General features: G+C 56.6%; 15 protein-coding genes. 4 read left to right on the top strand and 11 right to left on the bottom strand.

Annotated features, from left to right (window positions below):
• Positions 1–5 precede the first annotated feature (5 nt).
• From OCV80_RS05790 to OCV80_RS05745, 10 genes are all read right to left on the bottom strand, one after another.
• Positions 6–1,121, bottom strand: coding sequence for a glycosyltransferase family 4 protein (locus OCV80_RS05790; RefSeq protein WP_256264372.1), 1,116 nt, complete (start codon positions 1,119–1,121; stop codon positions 6–8).
• A gap of 50 nt (positions 1,122–1,171) precedes the next feature.
• The gene (locus tag OCV80_RS05785; RefSeq protein ID WP_336303862.1) at positions 1,172–2,491 is read right to left on the bottom strand and encodes a nucleotide sugar dehydrogenase; all 1,320 of its coding nucleotides are present in this window, start codon (positions 2,489–2,491) and stop codon (positions 1,172–1,174) included.
• A gap of 5 nt (positions 2,492–2,496) precedes the next feature.
• The gene (locus OCV80_RS05780) at positions 2,497–3,399 is read right to left on the bottom strand and encodes a UDP-3-O-(3-hydroxymyristoyl)glucosamine N-acyltransferase (protein WP_136891529.1); all 903 of its coding nucleotides are present in this window, start codon (positions 3,397–3,399) and stop codon (positions 2,497–2,499) included.
• Positions 3,399–4,526 (bottom strand): DegT/DnrJ/EryC1/StrS family aminotransferase, encoded by a 1,128-nt coding sequence (locus OCV80_RS05775; RefSeq protein ID WP_136891528.1) that lies wholly within the window; start codon positions 4,524–4,526, stop codon positions 3,399–3,401. Before OCV80_RS05775 ends, OCV80_RS05780 begins: the two co-directional genes overlap by 1 nt.
• 5 nt (positions 4,527–4,531) lie before the next feature.
• A complete protein-coding gene (locus OCV80_RS05770) occupies positions 4,532–5,431 on the bottom strand; it encodes a UDP-3-O-(3-hydroxymyristoyl)glucosamine N-acyltransferase (protein WP_025543520.1) in 900 nt (299 codons plus the stop codon).
• Positions 5,428–6,156 (bottom strand): polysaccharide deacetylase family protein, encoded by a 729-nt coding sequence (locus OCV80_RS05765; RefSeq protein WP_036626761.1) that lies wholly within the window; start codon positions 6,154–6,156, stop codon positions 5,428–5,430. Before OCV80_RS05765 ends, OCV80_RS05770 begins: the two co-directional genes overlap by 4 nt.
• A gap of 5 nt (positions 6,157–6,161) precedes the next feature.
• Positions 6,162–7,388: a glycosyltransferase family 4 protein gene (locus OCV80_RS05760; RefSeq protein ID WP_025543522.1), complete on the bottom strand. Its 1,227-nt coding sequence runs from the start codon at positions 7,386–7,388 to the stop codon at positions 6,162–6,164.
• 26 nt (positions 7,389–7,414) lie between these two features.
• Positions 7,415–8,056: a sugar transferase gene (locus OCV80_RS05755; protein WP_256264374.1), complete on the bottom strand. Its 642-nt coding sequence runs from the start codon at positions 8,054–8,056 to the stop codon at positions 7,415–7,417.
• An 8-nt stretch (positions 8,057–8,064) separates the two neighbouring features.
• Positions 8,065–9,258: a DegT/DnrJ/EryC1/StrS family aminotransferase gene (locus OCV80_RS05750; RefSeq protein ID WP_119310664.1), complete on the bottom strand. Its 1,194-nt coding sequence runs from the start codon at positions 9,256–9,258 to the stop codon at positions 8,065–8,067.
• A 293-nt stretch (positions 9,259–9,551) separates the two neighbouring features.
• Positions 9,552–12,029 carry an O-antigen ligase family protein gene (locus OCV80_RS05745; RefSeq protein ID WP_119310663.1) on the bottom strand — a complete coding sequence of 826 codons (2,478 nt, stop codon included), beginning with the start codon at positions 12,027–12,029 and terminating at the stop codon, positions 9,552–9,554.
• 558 nt (positions 12,030–12,587) lie between these two features.
• Between OCV80_RS05745 and OCV80_RS05740 the strand changes: the two genes are divergently transcribed.
• Together OCV80_RS05740 and OCV80_RS05735 are read left to right on the top strand one after the other, a co-directional pair.
• The gene (locus OCV80_RS05740; RefSeq protein WP_267288275.1) at positions 12,588–15,425 is read left to right on the top strand and encodes an S-layer homology domain-containing protein; all 2,838 of its coding nucleotides are present in this window, start codon (positions 12,588–12,590) and stop codon (positions 15,423–15,425) included.
• Between the two features lie 159 nt (positions 15,426–15,584).
• A complete protein-coding gene (locus OCV80_RS05735) occupies positions 15,585–16,217 on the top strand; it encodes a hypothetical protein (protein WP_267288274.1) in 633 nt (210 codons plus the stop codon).
• A 268-nt stretch (positions 16,218–16,485) separates the two neighbouring features.
• Here the strand turns inward: OCV80_RS05735 and OCV80_RS05730 are convergent, their stop codons facing one another.
• A complete protein-coding gene (locus tag OCV80_RS05730) occupies positions 16,486–19,350 on the bottom strand; it encodes an S-layer homology domain-containing protein (RefSeq protein ID WP_267288273.1) in 2,865 nt (954 codons plus the stop codon).
• A 547-nt stretch (positions 19,351–19,897) separates the two neighbouring features.
• On the opposite strand from OCV80_RS05730, the gene OCV80_RS05725 reads away from it, so the two are divergent.
• Positions 19,898–20,371 carry a COG2426 family protein gene (locus OCV80_RS05725; RefSeq protein ID WP_267288272.1) on the top strand — a complete coding sequence of 158 codons (474 nt, stop codon included), beginning with the start codon at positions 19,898–19,900 and terminating at the stop codon, positions 20,369–20,371.
• An 810-nt stretch (positions 20,372–21,181) separates the two neighbouring features.
• The gene (locus OCV80_RS05720) at positions 21,182–22,240 is read left to right on the top strand and encodes an FUSC family protein (protein WP_119310658.1); all 1,059 of its coding nucleotides are present in this window, start codon (positions 21,182–21,184) and stop codon (positions 22,238–22,240) included.
• The last annotated feature ends 235 nt before the right edge of the window (positions 22,241–22,475 follow it).

The following is a 22,475-nucleotide window of genomic DNA, read 5'->3' as shown; positions in this document are numbered from 1 at the left end:
CCCTTTTATTCCTTGAAAATTTCCTCGTACAGGGCCAGAAGCTTTTTTTCCTCCACGCCCCAGTTGAATTCTTCCCGCACGGCCTGACGGCCATTCTCTCCCATCTGCCGGGCCTCCTCCGGATGATCCAGCAGATACCGGATAGCGGAGGCGATCTCCTCCACGTTCTCCGAGTCCACACAGATGCCGCAGTGCCAGCGCTCTACGAATGCCCGGTTGTAGGCAGACCCGTTCATCACCACCGGCAGCCCCATGGCCAGATACTCACAGATCTTGGTGGCCAGATTCTCAGCCTTCCAATACTGGCCCTGGTTCAAAAGCGGAGAAAGGCCCACCCGGCTGGTCTGCAGAAGCGCTGCCACCTGGTCCTTGGCCAGGACGCCCCGGTAATCTACGCTGGAAAATTCCGGCATCTTCCGGAGCTGGGCCTCATAGTCCGCCGGAGAGATCGGGCCAGCCAGCGCAAGTGTACACTTTGCCGACGCCGCAGCCCGGATCGCACTGGTGATGCCCCGGGCCTCCGTCAAAGAACCTGTCAGGCAGATCTGATCCTGGTTCCGTACGGCTTCCGGATCATACCGCTCATAAAAATCCTCCAGCTTGACGCTGTTGTCTACCAGCGCTGTGTGGGGACACCTTCCCGCAAAGGGGTCCTCTCCGTTCACGGTGCAGGGAAAGATGGCCCCGTCCAGGCGCCGGAGGACGTAACGCTCATACCGCGCATATCCAAACGCAATGATCCGCGTGCACCAGCCCGGCAGATAGGGTTTTTGCCGCAGCTGCACGGCATAGAGCTCGTGACTGTCGAAAATCACCTTTTTCCCCCGGCGCTTGAGCTTGATTCCGTAGGGAAGCAGCTCCGGATCATGAAGGTGATAAAGGTCTGCGTCTACGGCCAGTGCCGCCTCATACACTTTGCGGGCAAAGGAGGTCATCCGGGTAAGCCGCCCGCCGGAGGGCTGTCCCACACCGATGATCCGGACACCGGAGTTCTCCCCGCTCTCTCCCCGCTGCACCAGAAAAACCTGGTAACCGGCCTTTGCCAGAGAGACGCACTCCTTTTGAAAAATACGCGTGTCTCCCGGCTGATGGGCACTGGTCATATGGCATACTTTGATCATTCCTGAAACTCCTTCATACGGACGCGTTCCCAAAAGAGAAGCTGCCGGCTTTACAGAACCTCGATGTTCTCCCGGTTTTGAATGTGCTTGGTCACATTCTTGCAGTCAAAGACCGGCACGCCGCACTCGGCCACCATCTGGTAGTCCACCTTGGTGTGGGCCGTGGTGATGATGACCAGATCATAGGCTTTGACGGTCTCCGGCGTCAGCGCCTCCAGGCCCTGATACCACTGGCCTTCATGACGGTACTTGGGGATAAAGGGATCATAGAAATCCGTCATGGCCCCCGTTTTATGGAACTCCTCGATGACCCGGATGGCGGGGCTCTCCCGGTAGTCGTCGATATCCTGCTTGTAGGCCACGCCCAGCACCAGGACCTTGGAGCCGTTCAGAGCCTTCTTATAGCGGTTGAGGATCTTTCCGGCCCGCTCCACCGTGTACTCAGGCATCCGGTCGTTGACCATCATGGACGCTTCGATCATGGAGGTGTGGAAGCCGTACTCCCGGGCCTTCCAGCTGAGGTAATAGGGATCCAGGGGGATGCAGTGGCCGCCCAGGCCGGGACCGGGATAGAATGCCTGGAAGCCGTAAGGCTTGGTTTTGGCGGCGTCCACCACTTCCCAGATGTCAATGCCCATTTTATTGCACAAAATGGCCAGCTCATTGATCAGACCGATGTTTACGTTCCGATAGGTGTTCTCCAGGATCTTCTCCATCTCTGCCACGGCGGGAGAGGATACGGTGGTCACGTCCCCATCCAGAATGGAGCGGTACACCATGGAGATCACCTCCGTGGCGTCAGCACCGATGGCACCCACAACCTTGGGGGTGTTGCTGGTCTTATAGATGAGGTTGCCCGGATCCACCCGCTCCGGGGAGAAACCCAGGTAAAAGTCCTCCCCGCACTTGAGGCCGCTGCCCTCCTCCAGGATGGGGCGAATCAGCTCCTCCGTGGTGCCGGGATAAGTGGTGGACTCCAGCACTACCATGGATCCCCGTCTGAGGTGCTTGGAGATGGCGATGGTGGAATCCCGGACGTAGCTGATGTCCGGCTGCTGGTGCTTGTCCAGCGGCGTGGGCACGCAGATGGCGATGAAATCCACATCACACACCCGGGAGAAATCCGTGGTGGCGCTGAGCATCCCGGCATTCACCAGCTTTTCCAGATCCGCGTCCACCACGTCGCCGATGTAGTTTTTCCCGGCGTTCACCATGTCCACCTTTTCCTGTTGGACATCAAAGCCGATGGTGCGGAACCCGTGTTTCGCCTTATCCACCGCCAGGGGCAGTCCCACGTATCCCAGACCGCAGACACCCATACACAGGGTCTTGTTTTGGATCTTTTCGATCAGTTCTTCTTTCATGGACATATCAATTATTCCTCCAAAGACTTTTTCAAGTTGGATAAAAATTTCTGATGATCAATTGCAAAGTTGCCGGAGACTGTCTGCCCGGCGGGAACTTCTTTCGTCACGACAGACCCGAGGGATACCCGGGCGCCGTCGCCCACGCGCACGCGGTTGGACACAATCGCCCCGACGCCGACCCAGACGTGATCTCCCACCCGGCTGTTCCCGCAGCAGCGGCTGCCATTCGCCAGCAGGCAATTCCGACCGATATGGGAGCCGTGCGCAATGAAACACTGGGCATCCACTTTTGTATTTTCTCCAATCCGGGTCTCTTCCCAGGGAAAAATCCCGGTACTGATGGCTACCTGTTCAAAAATTTCCACATGGTCTTCGATGATGATCCGGGCAGTATCCTCCACAGAGACATTTTGACCCTGTGTATCCTTTGAAAAAGAGAATCCCTTGCAACCGATCACCGCACCGCTGCGGATGGTCACATCATTTCCGATGATCACGCGTCCCTTGATGACCACAAAGGGTTCAATTGTCACGCGGTCTCCGATGACGACGTTTTCACGGTCAATGGCTGCCAGGGGACTGATGGAGCACCCCTCCCCCACCACAGTAGCCGCAGAAGCGCCCACATAATCCGGATGGCGAGCCAAGCGGTTGTGAATCTCAAAGAGTGCAGCCTTGGGCCGGTCACAGAGGAACACACCTTTGATATGGGGCGGGATCTTTTCCGCCAATGCGGAGGTAGTCAGCACACAGGAAATCTTGGAATTATCCAGAGCCGGGAGGAATTTTTCCTTTTCCAGAAACGTCAGAAACTGGGACTGCTCCTGTTCCGTGGCAAATGCGATGCAGCTGAACTCCCCATCTGCAGCCAGCGTACCGGAAACGCCCCGGACAGCTTCAGATAATTTCATCACAGACCCTCCAAAACCGCGTCGATAACCTTGCGCTGCTCCGCCTCTTCCAGATAGGGATGCATGGGCAGGGAGAAGGTCCGGGCACAGTAGTCGTCCGCGTTGTGGAAGGTCTCTCCGTAATGAGGCTCGTCCCGGAACACCGGCAGCGCGTGCTGGGGCGTGGGATAGTAGATCATATTGGGGATCCCGGCCTCCTTCAGGTAGGCCACGATGGCGTCTCGCTGGGCGGTGTCCTTCGCCAGCAGGGCATACTGGGCCCAGGCGCTGACGCAGCCCTCCGCCACAAAGGGCGTCACAAACCGGCCGGCAAACGCCTCGTTGTACCGGTGGGCCACCATCTGTCGGGCGTCCATCTCATAGGTGCCCAGGGCCCTGAGTTTGGGCAGCAGCACGGCGGCCTGCATAGCATCCAGCCGGGAGTTCATGCCTACCCGCACATTGTCGTACTTGCCGCCGGGGCCCTTGCCGTGGACGCACAAAGACCGGCACAGCTGATCCACCGCGTCGTCATCCGTAAAGATAGCGCCGCCGTCACCATAGCAGCCCAAAGGCTTTGCCGGGAAGAAGGACGTGGTGGCGATATGGCCGAAGGCGCAGGCCTTTTTCCCATGGTAGGAGGCGCCGAAACTCTGGGCCGCGTCCTCGATGAGGAACAGACCGTATTTCTCGCAGATGGCCCCGATGGCATCATAGTCACAGGGATTTCCCAAAATATCCACTGCCACCGCAGCCTTGGGGGTCAGCTTTCCCTCCGTCAGCACGGCCTGGATCTGCCGCTCCAGGCCCGCCGGGCTCAGGCAGTAGGTGTCCGGCGTGATGTCACAGAATACAGCAGTGGCCCCAAACATTTTGGCCGGCTCCGTGGAGGAGATGAAGGTCATGTCCGGGCAAAACACCGCGTCCCCGGCACCCACACCTGCCACCATATAGGCGATCTGTAGGGCATCCGTACCGTTGGCGCAGGTGATGCAGTGCTTCCGGTCGGTGAAGGCCGCCAGCTGCGCCTCCAGCTCCTTCACATAAGGGCCGCCGATAAACTGGGCAGAGTCCAGCACGCCCCGGATATTGGCATCAATCTCATCTTTTAGTGCACGATACTGTGCTTTTAGATCAATAAATTGCATATTCTTCACGCTTTCTTTTTGATAAAGGGCTTTGCAGGGTTTCCCACCACGGTCTGACCGGGGGCAACATCTTTCACAACAACGGCACCCAAGCCTACAAACGCATTCTCTCCGATGGTGCACTGATTGCGGATAATATCGCCGGCGAGATAGGCATTCTCTCCCACATGCACGCTGCCGCTGACACTGCACGGAACTGGCATTGCCGCATTTCTTCCAAACCAGCAATTATGCGCGATATGCCCCAGCGCATCGATCTTGACTCCGTCCTCCAGAACGGTGTCATCAATGGTTCCACGGCTGATACAGACGTTTTCACCGATCAGAACATCGTTGCCGATACTGACGCCGCCAAAATGCTTCACCATGACCTTGTGATGCCCGGCATCCTCGGTATAGGCATATCCATCGTGACCAATCACAGCACCGGAGTGAATATCACACCGGCTTCCCACCGTCACCCGGTTCAACAGCACCACACTATTCCAGATGACCGTATCATCCCCGATGGTGATGTCCCCATCCAGCGTGCAGTTGTGGCCGATCCGGACGTTTCTTCCCAGCTTGACCCGCGGACCGATATAGGTAAACTGCCCCACGGCGGGCCGCTCCTCTGGTTGGGCATAAAAATGCTCAATCGAAGAAAAAAATGCGTGCTTGCTTTCCGGTGTCCGGATCACATTGGGAGCGTTACCGCCATCGACATCCTCCGCAACGAATACCAGAGCCAGACCCGTCAGATCCATTCCCAGCGGGATGTTCTCCTGCTTTTTGATCCAGGTGAAGGACCCCTCCCGGTAGTGGGAGAGAGAAGAAAATCGGTCCACTTCCCTCTCCGGGTCACCTGTAAAAGAAAACGGGATCCGGGCCGTCTGCAGAAAATCCAGAATTTCCTTAATTTTCATAAACACCGATCCCTCATCACAATGCTCGCCAAGTCTGTGATATTTTCCTGCATCTGTCCATAGCGTTCCGCATTTGCGGAACGGATAAACGCACTCACGGTTTCTGTGATGGATTCGTCTGCTTTGTGGTACCAGAAGGCATGGGTCAGAATGTGCAGGCGGTCATATGTTCCGGAACGGATGATTTCCTCCACTGGTTCCCGCCATCTCCGGCGGCTGTCCGAGAGGTATTTGAAATCATGGAAAAACGTCTGCCCATAGGAATTGATCATGCCGGGAATCTGAAGGTCCGACTCCAGCGTGGCTTGGGAAGGCCGGTGCATAGAGACGGTAGTCACCGGCGTCTCCAGAATGGAAGCCAGGATATCACGCTCATGGAGGATGCGGGACACTGTCTCCTCCGGTGTCCCTTCCAGATAGGCCTTTTCGTCAAAGTGCAGCCCAACTTCGTGCCCCATGGATTGGATGGACCGGAGCTTTTCCACGCTCCCTTTGGAGGCCGGGTTATAGAAATCGCTTGTAAGCAGCACGAAATAAGTACTGCTCACACCCAGCTCCCGCTCCACCCGGGCTAGTGCCATCGCTTGGCCCAAGCTGCTGTCAATATCATGCCGCAGGATCACACAGCGAGCTGTATCCTGCCAGTTGTGATAGGAACAGACCCGATATCCGCCCGTCTGAAGCAGGTGTATCAGGTTTTTGTATGCCGAATAGGTAAATTCCACACGGCTCATCCCCTTTTTTCCAAAATCTCCATCAGTTCCTGTGTTAAAACTCGGAAATCAAACCGTGCGGCAGCTTTCCTGGCATTGCCGCAAAGGCTCTCATAGGCCTGGGGCGAAAGCACCTGAATCTGCCGGATGGCGGCAGGAATCTCCGATACACTCGAAAGACAAATCCCGGCTTGAAATTGCTCCACTGGATTATATTTTGCAGGGAGATCCATCAGGATGGGCCGCCCGGCCGCAAAGCAGTCGAACATCTTGTTGGGGCTAATACCAAACCGGAACAATTCCTTTCCCTGATCTCCGCCATGGATCAAGTTGATATCGGCCCGGCTGACGATGCTGGGGATATACTTCTTCTCCACCTTTCCCTTGAACACCACATTTGAGATCTCTTCCTCCCGGACCCGCTGCTCCAGCGCTGCCCGCTGATCTCCGTCTCCCCAGATCAAAAATTTTACCCTGGGGTCTGTAACCTCTTTGGCGGCGTCCAGCAGCAGACCCAGATGATTTACCTTCCGGATGGAGCCGGTGTAGACGACCTTGAACACGGAGGGATCCTCCAGGTCCGGGTCCTGCACCGTATAGCGCGCCCGGTTCTCATCAAAGACTGCCAGATCCACGCCGTTATTGATATAGTGGATCTTGGCACGGGGGATCCTCCCCTCCCAGCCCTGCTCGACGATATAGTCATATCCGCCCTCGCAGGTGAACACCACGTCATCCGCCTTTTCATAGATCCACTTCTCCAGCCGCCGAAGGGCCAGCACCGCGGGATTCCGGGGTCCGGCGATCCCATAGGCCACAATGGACTCCGGCCAGAGATCTGCGATCTCCGCCACGCCCCGGCAGCCGTATTTCCGGGCCAGATGAATCCCCATGGCACAGGACGTGGGGGGCATAGAGGTGGCCACAATGGCATCGGGTCTGGGGAACTTCCGGCACACACCGGGCAGCTTCCAGGCGAACTCGCAGATGTTGTAAATCCGCTTGAGCCCGTTGCCCTGGTAATCCATGCACCGGATGTAGACATAGTGCACGCCGTCCACTACCTCATCCCGCCAGGGAGCTCCGTCGGTAATGAGATTCATGTTGGAGTTGTGAACGGTACTGGCGGCGAAGATCGTCACCGTGTGGCCCATGGCCATCAGATACCTGGCAAAGCAGGTCTGCCGGGCCAGGGGATAATATTTCGGAGGCACCGCGTAGTGGTTGATGAGCCAAATATCCATGGAGCAACGATTGTCCTTTCTTTTGCTTATCCCCGGATCACAACCGCCAATGTTTCAAAAATCAGGGCGATATCCTGAACAACACCGGCCCGAGGGATGTACGAGAGATCCAGACGCAGCTTTTCCGGCAGGATCTCCTGAATATACGTACGGTTGGGATCGTCGCTGGCGGCAAGCAGGTCGTTTTCATTACGATAGCGGATGGATGCCACCCCCGTGATCCCCGGACGGACCAGAAACACCTGCCTCTGCTCCTCTGTGTACAAATCGGTATACTCCTGTACCTCCGGCCGGGGGCCTACAAAACTCATATCCCCCCGCAGCACGTTGAACAGCTGGGGCAACTCGTCCAGCTTGGTCTTGCGCAGGATTCGGCCCACCGGTGTGATCCGGTCATCCCCGGAAGCCGTGATCTTCAATCCGGAATTTTCCTTCCGCATGGTACGGAACTTATAGATGATAAACGGTTTGCCTCCCAGCCCGATCCGTTCCTGACAGAACAGGATACCGCCCGGAGACGTCAGTCCTACAGCCAACGCCGTGATCAGGAACAACGGACTGAGGACCACCAGCCCGCAGGCCGCACAGACGATATCAAAGAGCCGCTTGGCGGCCATTGCACCCCGTCCGGGCGGGGCAAGGCGCTGGAACGTTTGGGTATTTGCCATGATTCCTCCTACAGGATCTCCCGCAGTGCCCCGCAGATCCGCTCTGCCTGGGCCTGGGTCAGTGTGGAATACAGCGGCAGCGTCAGCTCCCGCTCATACAAGCCATAGGCGTTGGGATAATCCTCCATCCGGAATCCCAGATCCCGGTATGCCGTCAGCAGAGGCAGTGGTTTATAGTGGACATTAGAGGCGATTCCCTGCTGGGCCAGAGCATCAATGACGGCATTGCGCTGGGAAAGGGTCTTCCCCTCCAGCTCCGTCAGATACAGGTGGCAGCTGGAGCGGCCATCCTCCGTCAGGTGCCGGGCGGGGCGAATGGCCGTACTCGCCAGCAGCTCATGATACTGCTCCACCAGGGCATACCGCTTGGCCAGCAGTTCCTCATACCGGTGCAGCTGGGCCAGGCCAATGGCGGCCATGATGTCCGTCATGTTGCACTTGTAAAGAGGCGCCACAATGTCATATTCCCACGCGCCGGCCTTGGTCTTAGCCAGGGCATCCTTGTCCTGGCCGTGAAGGCTCAGCAGCATATAGCGACGATAGAGCGCCGCATCATCCAGACCCAGATCCCTGCGCCAGGTCACTGCGCCGCCCTCTGCGGTGGTGAGATTCTTCACCGCATGGAAAGAAAAGGTGGTGAAATCCGCCCATGCACCGCTGCGGATGCCGCCGCGGACCGCACCGAAGCTGTGCGCGCCATCCGCGATCACCGCGATCCGCCCCAGCTGCGCCTGCAGAGGAGATGCCGGTGAAAAGTCTCCCCGGCGATCTTCCACGATGGAAAAAATACGGGTGTAATCACACAGGATCCCCCCCACATCCACCGGGATGATGGCCTTGGTGCGCGGCGTAATGGCTTTTTCAAGCTGTGCATAATCCATCTCATAACAGTCCGGCTGGCTGTCCACCATCACCAGCGTGGCGCCTACATGACATACCGGGCTGGCTGTGGCTGTATACGTATAAGCCGGTACGATCACCTCGTCCCCGGGGCCGATCCCCAGTACACGCAGCGTCAGCTCCAGGCTGGCGGTAGCGGAGTTGAGACACACCGCGGTATCCGTTCCGCAATAGGCCGCGATCTCCCGCTCAAACTGTTTGCTCTTGGGACCGGTGGTGATCCAGCCGGACCGCAAGGTATCCACCACTTCATCGATCTCCGCCTGGGTAATATCCGGCGGGGAAAACGGGATCTTTTCCATATAAACAACACATCCTGCTTTTGATTTGACCGGCTGGGTCCGTATCGCACGCCAGTCCGGCGGTACTTCCCAGATTCTAGATGCTACCCACAGATAAACTTCTGAATGAGAAAACATCTTCTCGTCATTTTTCCTAGTTAATCAGCTTATATTTTAGCACATTTTTCGACGCAGCTCAAGTTTTTGGGTAACTTTTGATAAGTTTTCCGGCTTATTCTTTTTCCTTTTTGCCATAATTCTGTAAAAGCAGGATAGTTCCGATGGATTCAGGACCATTCTGTTTTCTTTTCCACTTATTCCTGCTGCCCGGCAAATACCGCAGAGAGCAGCGCATACGCGGCAGAGGCATCCAGGTCCTCCGTCTCCACGGTGGTCACACTATCCGCGAGAGCCTGATTGGCCTCATCCAGCGCCACCGGAACCAGCAAATACTCGTTGGCCTGCTCCATCTGTTCCATGGTTGCCAAGACGCCTGCCACAAACGCATCCATCTGCGACTCGTCCAGTTGCGCAAAGGCCTGTCCGTACAGATCAAAGGCACTGTTCCACGCATCGGCATTAGACCGCTCCTGAGCCAGTCCCTCCTGCATGATCTCAAAGAAGCCGGAGAGATCCTGCAGGGGCAGATAATAGTAAGCGGCGACTTTATAACAAGCGTCAAAGTCCCCGGTCTCCCGCAGTTCCCGGGCACAGCGGGACGCCACACCCAGATTGAGGCTGCCCCCCTCCTGCAGTGCATTGACCATCCGGTTGACCTTATAATCCTGATCGGTATAGGCGTCCATCCGATCCAGCTTTTCCATGCTGTCCAGGAATTCCGACCGGGTCATATCCGTCGTATCGAAGTCCCTGAATTGCGCCTGTGCCATCTGGCTGCCCAAAAGCATCGCAAAGGAAACGACCAGCCAGAGTGCGGCGGCCAGGGTCCCTACGACCCGGAGGATCCGCACGCCGCTTCTCCCCTCCGCGGGCTCCCCACAGGAGACAACACTCATAAGGACCAGGAAAAACGCGGCACACTGGAACATCCGCACGGAGAAGGAGATCTCCATCAACCCGTGGAGATTCATCATCACCCAGCAGGCAAGCAATACCGCAGCCATACCATCCTGCTGTGTCCGCAGCCGCCGCACCAGCAGCCATGCCGCACCCAGCATCAGCGCCAGGAACGCCGCAAGACCCAGCAGACCCGTCTCGTCCATCACCTGCAGGATATGGTTATGCAGATAGAGGGACTGGTAGAAGAAGGGCTGCACCGAGGTCAGCAGACCCTCCGTAGCGCCCAGGCCGTGCCCCGTCAACGGTGATTGCGTAAACAGGGTCCAGCCGTCCTTGAGATACTGCACCCGCAGCAGGAAGCTGCGGTCCTGAAACAGATTCTTCTGGAACCGGCTCACCAGGTTTTCCGGCAGCAGCGTATAGGATGTGGGGATCTTCGTACCGTCGGAGAGGGACAGAGAGCGGATCTGAGTCCCCTCCGGTCCCCGGAACTGGAAGAGTACCCGGGTAATCCCCTCCGGCACGGTAAAGGAGGCCTCGGACAGCGGTCCGCTGTAATAAGTCTCCGTCCGGTTTTCCATCTCCTGCGCCTGGGTGGAGCCATAGGCCATCAGAGTGATCTCATCGCCGTTGTCCCAGTCGCCGGTGATGGTATAGGTCTCCCCGGAGGTGACGTCCGCGCCCCGGTAAAGAACATTTTCCTCCGTGCAGACGAAGGGCTCCGTCAGCGTAAAAGCGGCCACCGTTCCCGCAGCGCAGAGCACCACCAGACCGGTAGCAATCCCCGCGATCAGGCGGGGGTGTCCATTGAGAACCTCTGCCGCCTTCTGGCCCAAACCTTCATACAGGCCCCAGAGCACAAGTCCGCATGGCAACGCGGCCAATGTCCCAAGAACAGAGCCGGAGGAGAGCAGCGTCATAGACAGCAGACCGAATGCGCCCATGGATAACGCCGTGAAAAACAGGAGCAGGAACAGCTGGCCCCGCTGCCCTTTTCCCACAAACAACAGATAGCAGAGGACTGTCGCGCCAAAGCAGAGAATGGCACCACGGCTCATCGCGGTAAAAAAGGCCACTGCGGACAGTCCGGTCAGAAAGCAGGCCGCAAATCGCTCCCACGGTTTCCGTCCTGTACGGATCAGGTAGAGTCCCACCAAGACCGCCAGCGCCATCAGGCTGCCGGTCAGGTTTGCGTCGTTATAGATGCCGTCAAACCGGGCGCCCGTATAGGTCGCTTGATCCAGGCTCTGATAAGCTGCATCCCCAAGCCCCTCCATAAAAGAGGCAAAGCCGCGAAAGAGCGGTCCCCGGCACCCGGCATCGATACATAGAAGCCCAATCACTCCGCACACGGCAGAGAAGCTGAACAGGAGTCCGCCGGCGTTCTGTTCCCGTCCGCGTGCCAACAGCAGCAGGCCCAGGGCTCCGGACGCCAGCAGCTTGGCATATTCTCCGTAAGCGTAGGCGCCGAAGCTCGTATACAGGCTGGCGGCCCCGCAGAGGATCAAAAAGGCCAGAAACCCCAGGACCGGGATTCCCAGGCGGCCGCGAAACCGTGCATAGCCCCCCCTGCCAAAGGACAGCGCCAATGCCACAGCCGCCAGAATCAGGCTCATGGGAACCGTCTGCACCGTCATGGCAAAAAACAGCAGCACCGCAAATCCCACAACAAACAGGCGGTCATACAGCGGATGGTCTTTCTCCGGCACAGGCGCCGCATCATTCACCGGTTTTGGAACCACCTCTGCCGGCACGGTTTTTTTTCGCTTCATGAAATTGCTCCTCTCGCGAGAATAGTCTTTTACCGCGCAAAATTATATCAGATTTCTTGTTCATTGTCTATTCCAATGGTTTCATTTATGTATCAAATTAGCAGATTATATTTGTCACTCATTTTTAATCATCCTTCGCTTTTCAGTCCGCAGTCCGGACAAAGGGAATCCACCTCTGCGAGGGGCGGAATGCCTGTGTATTTTTATTTTTCAACGATGTGACATCCGTTTCAAGAAAGCGCGGGCCCGCCTTTCAGACCAAATCATTCAGAGAAAGAGCGGTACCGGAAAGCGCATTGGATGTCATCACAATCCTCGGCTGATCTGATGCATCAAAAAATTTCCATAATTGGCTGCTACCAAATCTTTAATTTTGCTACCAGACTTTCCAGGGTTTCCAAGCTTTGCAGCCGTTTGGTAGCATGAAAACTCAAAATGCTACCGAAGTTGTTCGGAAAACCGCTGGCCCACAAGGGCCGCAAGCCGTTGTGCGAGGAGTGTATCTCTCCAAACGAAAACGGGAGCGGAAGGCGGAAATTTAAAGGAGGTAAACACCCAATGAAGAAGTTCCTTTCTCTGGTACTGGCTCTGGTGATGACCATGTCTCTGGTCACCGTCAGCGCCGGCGCCAAGGACTTCAGTGATGACGGCAGCATCACCTACAAGGAAGCTGTCGACGTCATCAGCGGCATCGGCGTTGTCGACGGTTATTCCGGCGGCGACTTCAAGCCCACTGAAGTCCTGACCCGCGGTGCCGCCGCCAAGATCATCTGCAACCTGATCCTGGGGCCCACCACCGCTTCCTACCTGAGCGCTGACACCGCTCCCTTCAAGGATGTGCCCGTGACTAACGTGTTCGCAGGCTACATCACCTACTGCTCTCAGCAGGGCATCATCAACGGCTACGCCGACGGCACCTTCCGTCCCACCGCCACCCTGAGCGGCAATGCGTTCATGAAGATGCTGCTGGGCGCTCTGGGCTATGACAGCGCCATTGAGGGCTACACCGGTGCCAACTGGACCGTGGCCGTCATCAAGCAGGCTGCCGGTATCGGCCTGGACGACGGCAACGACGAGTTCGTCGGCTCCAAGGCCGTGACCCGTGAGGAGGCTGCCCTGTACGCCTTCAACATGCTGCAGGCCACCATGGTCGAGTACGACGCCAAGACCTCTGTTGACATCAACGGCGCTACCGTGACCATCGCCGGCGACAAGGCCAAGGAAGTTGCGCAGGGCTCCTACGACAACAACATGCACAAGCCCAACCTGCAGTTTGCCGAGCGCTACTTCGACAAGCTGGACAAGACCGAGACCACCGACGACTTCGCCCGTCCCGCCACCAAGTGGACTTTCAAGGGCGACAAGATCGGCACCTATGCGGACGCCGCTGATGTGACTTACACCAGCAACGTGAAGCTGGGTGATATCTACAGCGATCTCGACATGAGCGAGAAGGACAAGAACGCCGAGGTCTATTACAACGGCGTCGAGGCCGATGATGTTGCCGTGTCCAAGGGCAACACCGTCAAGGTCTCCAGCTCCAGCGCCAACAACAAGCTGGTGGCTGACGGCAGCACCGTTGAGGTCTTCTACGATGAGGACAACAACGATGTCACCATCTGCATCATCGACACCTATGTGGGCACCATCTCCTCCAAGGAAGAGAAGGTCTCCGATCCCTATGTTGTCGTGAACTCCGAGAGCCTCGTGACCGAGAAGGACGCTTCTACCTCTGTGTCCATCTCCGGCAGCAAGGCCCGCTTTGAGACCAATACCGACAACTTCGAGGAAGACGATGTGGTCCTGTTCACCTACTCCCAGAGCGCGGACGAGATCAAGTCCGTTGTGAAGGCCGAGTCCGTGGAGGGCACCCTCGACAAGTACACCCTGGGCAAGAACCTGACTCTGGCCGATACCGAGTACAAGTACTCCAAGAACATTGCGTTCTCCTTCGGCTCTGAGACCAGCATGACCACCAAGAGCGACTATGTCATCTATCTGGATACCAACGGCATGGTCATCTATGTGGATGAGCAGGAGTTCGACGCCTCTCAGTACGCGTATGTGCTCTACACCCAGAGCAGCAACAGCCGCTTCGGCAAGGATCAGGTTCAGCTGGTCATGTCCGACGGCTCCGTGAAGACGGTGGATACTGACGACGATTACACCTCTCTGGAGGGCACCATCGTCTACTACCGCGCTGACGACAAGGGCGAGTACGCTCTGCGTCAGGCCGCCAATGTTCATAAGAATGGCAACCCCACCATCACCACCACTGCCGATGCCAGCATTGCTACAAATGGCGTTCTGTCCGGCGGCGCTAACACCTTCGAGATGAAGAACACCCGCGCGGCTATCACCACCAAAACCGGCACTACGGTGTATGGCAACAGTGAGACCGTGTTCGTGGTGGCTGAGAGCGATGCCCGCGGCAAGACTGACTATTCCGTCTACAAGGGCATCAAGAACGCTCCCACCATCATGTCTGATGATCCGACCACCTCTCCCGCTGTGGAGACCAAGGCTGTTGAGATGGTCTACACCACCAGCGGCTCCAGCGATGTGGTGACCTTCGCCTTCATCGACGCCACCGGCGCCTATGTCACCAACGGCAAGCGCGATGTGGTGTTCCTGGCTGCTGAGTCCGCCACCAAGATGATCACCGATGGCGACAACAACCAGTACTACCTGTACAACGCAGTTGTGGACGACGAGATCACCACCGTGAAGGTCAAGGCCGCTCAGGATGCTGGCTCTGTGGTCGTGGCTGGCAACGACACGGTCAACCAGGTTGTGACCAATGCTGACTACAACAACAAGGGTCTGCTGACCTCCGCTGATGATATCTCCACATCTGATTACACCACCCTCAAGGGCACCGGCGTGTGGAAGCTCTCCGGCTCCTACAGCATCGGCCTGAACGGCACGACGGCTTCCGCCAGCGTCCGCTACACGGTTGCCTCTGACGCCAAGATGTACTACATCGATACCGATGGTGTTATCACCAAGATCGACGATGTGAAGAACATCAGCTCCGACTCCACTGCTACCTACATCGGCCTCCTCGATGTGACTGACGGCGACATCGCCTACCTGTTCATCCAGGAAGTTGACAACGGCAAGCAGGAGGGCGCCGGTAGCAGCGGCGTGGTCCTGAGCGGGATCAGCGCAAGCTACAGCAGCGGCACCGTCACTGTCACTCTGACCGGCACGAACGCCGGACAGGTCTACCCCGTGACCATCTCCCTGGTCAACGGCGGCACCCTGGTGAAGCTGACGACCGCCAACGTGACTGGCGCCGCGACAACGACGACCGCCACCATCTCTGCCGCTCTGTCTGCGGGCTCCACCTACATGGTGACCTGCGGCGACCAGAGCTTTGTGTTGGGTGTCTGATTACCCGCCAGAAGGGTGATTGTACCCGCGGTTGAAAATTCCCCCGGACTTCGGTCCGGGGGAATTTTTTGTTGCACGAAATTCTGCAATTTCTTCCGGTCAGGGGGGATTGGATAGCGGGAGTTTTCCCGCCACAATTTTCGGGAAAGGGTGAAGAATTTGCAGCAGACCAGTCAATTTCATCTCAACCAGTGGGAGCTGACGGACCGCATCCGGATGGAGGATTTCAACGGGGACAATCAGAAGCTGGAGACAGCCCTGGCCTCCCTGGCAGCCGCGGACGCGGCGGAGCAGCAGGCGAGAACGGCTCAGGATGCCGCCATCCGCCGGGAGGCAGCCGCAGCCGCCGAGGCCGTCCCACTGGTAAAACTTCTGGAAGTGCCTGTCACGCAGGAAGCAGCGCAGGTGGATGTGGATGTATCACAGATCGACTTCACGCAGTACACGGAGGTGTGGATCGTCCCCATCCTCTCCACAGCCTATCACTATATCTATCTGCGCTGCAACAATATTGCGACAGACAGCTATTTCCATCCGGGCACGCACCAAAACTACCTGTGCCGCCTGGAGATGAGCGGCCTCCTGGGTCAAGGCAAAGCAAAGATCCGTCTGGCAACTTATCTCTCCCCCATTGCCTGTATCTGTGAGCATATCTATGATACATCGAACCCGCCCTATTACAGCACCATCCCCTCCATCGCGCCGAAGGACCTGAAGACGCTGAACTTTATGACGGACGCCGGAACCATCAACGGGGAAGGGAAAATCATCCTCTGGGGCTGGAAACTGTAACCCAAAGGAACGCCCCCGGACAAAAGTCCGGGGGACCTTCGACTCTTCCGGTGCTGGCGGCGAAGGAACGGCTCATTCACCAGTTCGTTTCCTCTGCCAACTGGGCCAAAGCCTGTGCAAATCCTCGCAAGCCGTGTGTCCGTGCAGAGAGAAGCTATCAGAGGGCGTGCCGACCGGCTTTGACTATGCCTGACACATAAAAAGGATTCCCGGACAGAAGTCCGGGAATCCTTTTTGTCTTAGTGCATCAGCACGTTGACACAGTTCCTTAGGCAGTGAACGTTGCGTTCTGACCGCCGCAGGAGACCATGTAGATACCGCCGCTGGCAGCGATGCTGGCCAGAGTGCCCACGGACAGGACAGCGGTGGTGCTGGTAGCGCCGGTGGCGCCGGTGACCGTGTAGGTGCCCAGCTCAGTGGTCACACCGGCAACGATCATCTTCAGGGTGACCTTGTAGTTCTGGCCGGCGTTGGTGCCGTTCAGAGTCAGGGTCAGGTTGGGAGCAGAATAGGTCACACCAGTGATGCTGGTCAGCTCCTGTCTGCCGCCGGAAGAGGACTGGTCGTTATCCTCGAAGTACTGCTGGATGAACAGATAGCTGATCTGGCCATCCTCCAGGACGTAGGTCACGACATCCTCGTCGGAGCGGCGGATGTTGCTCACCGCACCCTCGGTAATGGTGCCGTCATCGTCGATGAAGAAGATCTTCGCATCGTCGGCGACCACATAGGTGGACTCAGAGCCGTTGCCGTAGCCAAGCACGACGTTCTCATTGTTCACCTTGTTGATGCCGGTGACGGTGCCGGAGTTGCCCAGTTTGTCCAGGCCGGTGATCACACCGTCGTCATAATCGGCGCCAGTGAAGACCACGTTGCTGCTGAAGGAGCCGTTGGAAGTTCTGTTGTTGATCTTCACGCTGGCATCGACCTTGACGCCCTCAACGATCTTGCCATCCACAACTGCGTTGTAGGTGTAGTACTCGTTGTCGGAGTCCTCGATCTTCTTGCTGCCGGACTCGAAGGCGAAGAAGATCACGTCGTTGTTGCCGCCGGTGACCTTGTAGTCAGCCTCGTCCACGCTCAGGTACACGATGGTGGCAACGCCGTTGTTGCGGCAGTAGTAGCTCATGCCGATGGCATTGGTAGCCGGGCTGCTGTCGTTGTCGTCCACGATGGTGGGAGCGTTGTTGATGCCGGTGTAGGCGCGATAGGTAGCATTCTTCCAATTCTCGCGAGCACCGCTGTCATAGGTGCCCACCACGAACACCGTCTTGCTGTCGGCATAGATGTAGTCGGTGCCCTGCTTGGCATCGGAGGCGTTGGTCACGCCCTTGTTAGTCAGGTTGATCCGGGCCACGCCGTTCCGCAGCTCGAAGGAGTCCTCGGCCTTAGCAATGCTGGGATTCTTGGTGTCGAGATCCTTCAGGCGATACTCGCCTTTGGAGGTCTCCTTCACCAGGACAATCTCAGATTTGGGATCACCAATCTGCAGCTCAGAACCATAGCCAGCGAAGTCGTTGGTGTAGTCCTCCTTGGTGTCGACGGTCTTCATCTTGCCGTCATAGGTGATCAGAGCAGCCTTGTCAGAGGCGAAAGCAACGCTGGAACCCTGCAGAGCGCGCAGATAGGCGTAGTCAGCGATGTTGTACTCAGTCTCCTCGACGTAGATGGCATAGCCGTTGGCATCCAGGTACACGACATACTCGCTGTCGATGCCCAGGCTGCTCTCGCCGCCGTCCACAGAATACATCTTGGAGAAGTCATACTTGGTCTCACCCAGGTTGATGGACTTGCCGGAAACCTTTCTGGTCAGAGTGCCCTCAGCGGACTCAGCAGCCTTGACAGACTGGATCTCGTTGTTGGCATAGGTGAAGAGGACGATCTGGTCGTTCTCGAAACCAGTGGTCTCGAACTCGTCGTTGGCACGCAGGCCGGAGGTGGCGCCGTTCTCAGCAGCCAGCTCGGACAGGGTGATGTAAGCATCCTTGGAGTTGGTCTTGGCCACAACCTTGTTGACCTCAGCCACGTAGGTGTTGATAGCCACGATGGTGACATCGTTGGTATCCTCATCCAGATAGGCCTCGACCAGAGTGCCGTTGCCGACGTTGCACTTCGCAACGGGAGAGTTGGTGAACTTCAGCTCGCTGACCTTCAGGTCGTTGCCCTTGGAGACCTTGGCGGACTCGCTGGCCTCAACGCCGTCCACGAAGACGGGAGCAGCCTCGTCCTTGTCGGACATGCCCAGGTCAGAGTAGATCTGGCCCAGCTTCACGTCGGCGGTGTAGGTGGCGTCAGCGGTCTTGGCGAAGGTGCCAACCTCAACGCCCTTGAAGCGCCAGGTGTTGGCGGGACGGCCGAAGTCATCGGTGGTGTCGGTGGTCAGGCGCAGGTCGGTGAAGTATCTCTCAGCGAACTGCATCTTGTTGTCGTCGTCGATGTAGCCGTCGGTACGAGAGGTGTTCTCGATCTCCTTGGCCTTGTCGCCGGCGATGGTCACGGTAGCGCCGTTGATGTCGACAGAAGTCTTGGCGTCGTACTCGACCATGGTGGCCTGCAGCATGTTGAAGGCGTACAGGGCAGCCTCCTCACGGGTCACGGCCTTGGAGCCGACGAACTCGTCGTTGCCGTCGTCCAGGCCGATACCGGCGGCCTGCTTGATGACGGCCACGGACCAGTTGGGACCAGTGTAGCTCTCGACAGCGCTGTCATAGCCCAGGGCGCCCAGCAGCATCTTCATGAACGCGTTGCCGGTCAGGGTGCCGGTGGGACGGAAGGTGCCGTCGGGATAGCCGTTGATGATCTTCTCCTGGGCGCAGTAGGTGATGTAGCCTGCGAAGGTGTTGCTCACGGGCACATCCTTAAAGGGAGCGCTGCTGGCGCTCAGAGCGGAAGCGGTGGTGGGCCCCAGGATCAGGTTGCAGATGATCTTGGCGGCGGCACCGCGGGTCAGGACATCAGTGGGCTTGAAGTCGCCGCCGGTGTAACCGTCGACAACACCAATCTCGGAGATGACGTCAACAGCTTCCTGATAGGTGATGCTGTCGTCATCACTGAAGTCCTTAGCACCAGCGCTGACGGTGACCAGAGACATGGTCATCACCAGAGCCAGTACCAGAGAAAGGAACTTCTTCATTGGGTGTTTACCTCCTTTAAATTTCCGCCTTCCGCTCCCGTTTTCGTTTGGAGAGATACACTCCGCAAACGCGGCCCCCCCCAAACTACCTCGGTGAGCGTTCGGCTTTAGAAGTTCAGAACGCCTGAGTGAAGCCTCTTTTTTACACGGTACACATACCGTGGCTAGCCATTCCTGTATCTGTACCGGGCAGCCAAGAGCGATTCCTCATTTGTTCTAGACGCATCATATCAGATCAATTTTCTGTTTGCAATAGATTTGCAGCTCTTGTAATATAACCGTAACATTCCGGCAGATCGTCTGCGATCCATACACTTTGATACGCTCTGTCCCAATATATATAATGTATGGCTTGCCAGATGTTCCTCCCGACCCCCCTCCCGGTTTGGGCCGTTCTTCTTTTAGGGTAAGGCTGTACCGTCTGCCCTCTATTGCTTACCGCCCAAATACATGTTTCGATTTGTACAGATAAAAATAAACATTGCTGCATCCGTCCCTCTATGGTAGAATGCAATCGTTACATTTATCATACAAAAAGGTGTATTCTATGGATTTATTCGATACTTTTTTCGGTGAGCTCCTCATGACATTCCTCATTGCCATGGTGCCTGTGCTGGAGCTGCGCGGTGCAATTCCGGCCGGTATAGCCGCCGGTCTGCCGCCAGCCGCAGCGGCGGCTGCCGCCATCCTCGGCAATCTCCTTCCAATCCCCTTTCTCATTCTTTTGCTCCGCCGTATTTTTGGCTGGCTGCGCAAATCCAGCTGGGTTGGACCGAAAATCGACTGGCTGGAACGCCGGGCACACCTCAAGGGCCGAATCGTGAAAAAGTATCGCACCATCGGCCTGATCACCCTCGTAGCAATCCCGCTGCCGGGGACCGGGGCCTGGACCGGCGCCCTGGTGGCCGATGTGCTGGACCTCCGGCTCCGGACAGCCCTCCCCGCCATCGCGCTTGGCGTCCTCATCGCCGGAATCATTACCACCACCGTGACCTGCGGCGTCATTCGAGTCTTTTGGTGAGTTTCGCTGTACGTGTGTAATCAGCCGCCTGCGGCGGCTGATACTCCTTTCTATACAGGAACTTCCCCATGTGCGATGGGGCAGTGACCGGAATGACCCTGCGCCGCATTCGCCCGGAAATGTACAACTGGTGGAAATGGCTTCCGGCAGGTATTCATGCAGCAGGAAAATAAGGTCCTGCCGTTTTTCAGGAGATGCGCAGAACTATCCTCTATTTGAAAAGCAGTCGTAACTTCAAGCAGCCTGCCAGCGTCGGTTCCCCACCGCTTTAAGAGGAAGGTCCCGGCAGATCAAACATTTTTTAAAAGAGTGGGCCGGGGCTGGCCTGTACTCCATGGCTGATGCGTTGCTGCGAAAGATGTCCGGTGCGAGGGAGCGACAGTCCGGCCGCCGCATCCGTTTCATATTTTGCGCTTTCATTTTGCTCCGTTTGTATTTAGCAGGCAACATAGGACTCCTATTCAGAAAAGTCCAAAGCCATTGCGCAGAAATGGCTTCGGACACAAAACGCCCCTGCCGATCAGAACAACGACAACTCTCTGTTCTAATCAGGCAGGGGCATTCAGACGGACCGGATGAAGCTGAAGCTGTAAGTACCCTGTCCCGCTCCCTTGCACCCACGCCGTTGACAGTGACTCCCCAAATTTTCTGATTTGTTCCGGCTAAGGGAAGGCGCCGCCTGTTTTCATCAATTCGGATCGGCTTTAACAGTCCCATGTCCGGAACTGTTTACAGTTTTTTTACAAAGGCTACGTTCTTGATTTCCCCGCCGGATATGATAGGATTATGCTCTGAGAAAGGAAGGTCCAGATGAACTTTTATCAGGCGATGCAATTAGATGTCTCTGTATGTAAGGGGAAAATCAGAAACGCAGCGAATCCGTCTGAACGGCACAAATTGATTGCGGCCTTGATTGTGAAGGATATCCTCTGTGTTCTCTTTGCAGTCGTTTTTATTTCTATTCTAAACTTTCTGTTTGGAGATGAAAACAGCTCTGCCGCCGTGGTAATCTTCTGCATTCTGCTGACGGTCCGGTTTGTCGACTTCGGCTACTGCCTCAAAAGCTCCCTGATAAACTTCTTTATTGTCTTTGTGCTGCTGACCTTCAGCCCTTGCATTGCGCAGTCCGTAAATCCGGCGTGGGGGTTTCTGATCAACTTCTTGAGCATCGGCTTTATCGTGATCTCCGCCTGCCACGAGCCGTTATACGGAGGGGCGGGCCTGTACCTGTTTGCCTATATGTTCCTATACGGGAATCCGGTTGGCGGACATCTGCTCGTGCTCCGGGTATTCGAAATGCTGCTGGGATGCCTGCTGTGCGGAATCATTTTCTACATCAATCACAGGAAGAAAGATTACGGCAAAACGTTCTCGCAGATCGTGAAAGACTTTTCCCTCTTTGATCCCCTCGGAAAATGGCAGTTTCAGGTGACGCTTGGATTATCGCTTGGAATCCTTGTCGGAGAACTACTTCAGGTAGACCGGATCATGTGGGTGGGCTGTGCCTGCCTGACGGTCCTATCGCAATATGGCGAGCGCCCAAACAAACGGGCATTTCAACGCCTGGGCGGCGTCGTGGCTGGGAGTGTTTTATTTGGGATCGTATACCAACTGCTTCCGGCTTCCGCCCACTCGTATCTGGGAATCTATTCAGGATTGCTGCTCGGCCTCTGCGCCGCCTATCATTGGAAAACCCTTCTGAACTGTTTTGGCGCGCTTCTTATGGCTACAAATATCTTTGGGGTAAAATCAGCAATTATCCTCCGTATTATAAACAACATCATCGGGTGTTGTTTCGGCGTCCTTTTCTATTATGTATATAACTTTATAGTCGACCGGTTTGCCAATGCCAGAACGGGACGGAGTTGACAATCATAACGAACAGCCGCTGTGGGAACCTCCACAGCGGCTGTCTTGAATTGTTGACCAGAGGATGAAAATATATAGAAACCTGCCCTGTCCCATACTTAGTTACTCATTTTGGTCTAGGATTTTTCCACCTCTCTTTTGGTCAAGTCACGTCGGCGCTAACAGCGCAGGCACCTCAGCCGTATTCTATCTTCCAGATATGGAATGCTTGGCCTCATTTGACGGAGTCCACTCC

This window comes from Oscillibacter acetigenes (assembly GCF_025567605.1).
Classification (GTDB): Bacteria; Bacillota; Clostridia; order Oscillospirales; family Oscillospiraceae; genus Oscillibacter; species Oscillibacter welbionis.
This window is presented reverse-complemented; position numbering and strand designations above follow the sequence as displayed.

What these genes read in the sequence shown, in the direction of transcription:
- OCV80_RS05790 (WP_256264372.1), bottom strand. Translation starts at nt 1,121, where the DNA reads ATGATCAAAGTATGCCATATGACCAGTGCCCATCAGCCGGGAGACACG.
- OCV80_RS05785 (WP_336303862.1), bottom strand. Translation starts at nt 2,491, where the DNA reads ATGTCCATGAAAGAAGAACTGATCGAAAAGATCCAAAACAAGACCCTG.
- OCV80_RS05780 (WP_136891529.1), bottom strand. Translation starts at nt 3,399, where the DNA reads ATGAAATTATCTGAAGCTGTCCGGGGCGTTTCCGGTACGCTGGCTGCA.
- OCV80_RS05775 (WP_136891528.1), bottom strand. Translation starts at nt 4,526, where the DNA reads ATGCAATTTATTGATCTAAAAGCACAGTATCGTGCACTAAAAGATGAG.
- OCV80_RS05770 (WP_025543520.1), bottom strand. Translation starts at nt 5,431, where the DNA reads ATGAAAATTAAGGAAATTCTGGATTTTCTGCAGACGGCCCGGATCCCG.
- OCV80_RS05760 (WP_025543522.1), bottom strand. Translation starts at nt 7,388, where the DNA reads ATGGATATTTGGCTCATCAACCACTACGCGGTGCCTCCGAAATATTAT.
- OCV80_RS05755 (WP_256264374.1), bottom strand. Translation starts at nt 8,056, where the DNA reads ATGGCAAATACCCAAACGTTCCAGCGCCTTGCCCCGCCCGGACGGGGT.
- OCV80_RS05750 (WP_119310664.1), bottom strand. Translation starts at nt 9,258, where the DNA reads ATGGAAAAGATCCCGTTTTCCCCGCCGGATATTACCCAGGCGGAGATC.
- OCV80_RS05745 (WP_119310663.1), bottom strand. Translation starts at nt 12,029, where the DNA reads ATGAAGCGAAAAAAAACCGTGCCGGCAGAGGTGGTTCCAAAACCGGTG.
- OCV80_RS05740 (WP_267288275.1), top strand. Translation starts at nt 12,588, where the DNA reads ATGAAGAAGTTCCTTTCTCTGGTACTGGCTCTGGTGATGACCATGTCT.
- OCV80_RS05730 (WP_267288273.1), bottom strand. Translation starts at nt 19,350, where the DNA reads ATGAAGAAGTTCCTTTCTCTGGTACTGGCTCTGGTGATGACCATGTCT.
- OCV80_RS05725 (WP_267288272.1), top strand. Translation starts at nt 19,898, where the DNA reads ATGGATTTATTCGATACTTTTTTCGGTGAGCTCCTCATGACATTCCTC.
- OCV80_RS05720 (WP_119310658.1), top strand. Translation starts at nt 21,182, where the DNA reads ATGAACTTTTATCAGGCGATGCAATTAGATGTCTCTGTATGTAAGGGG.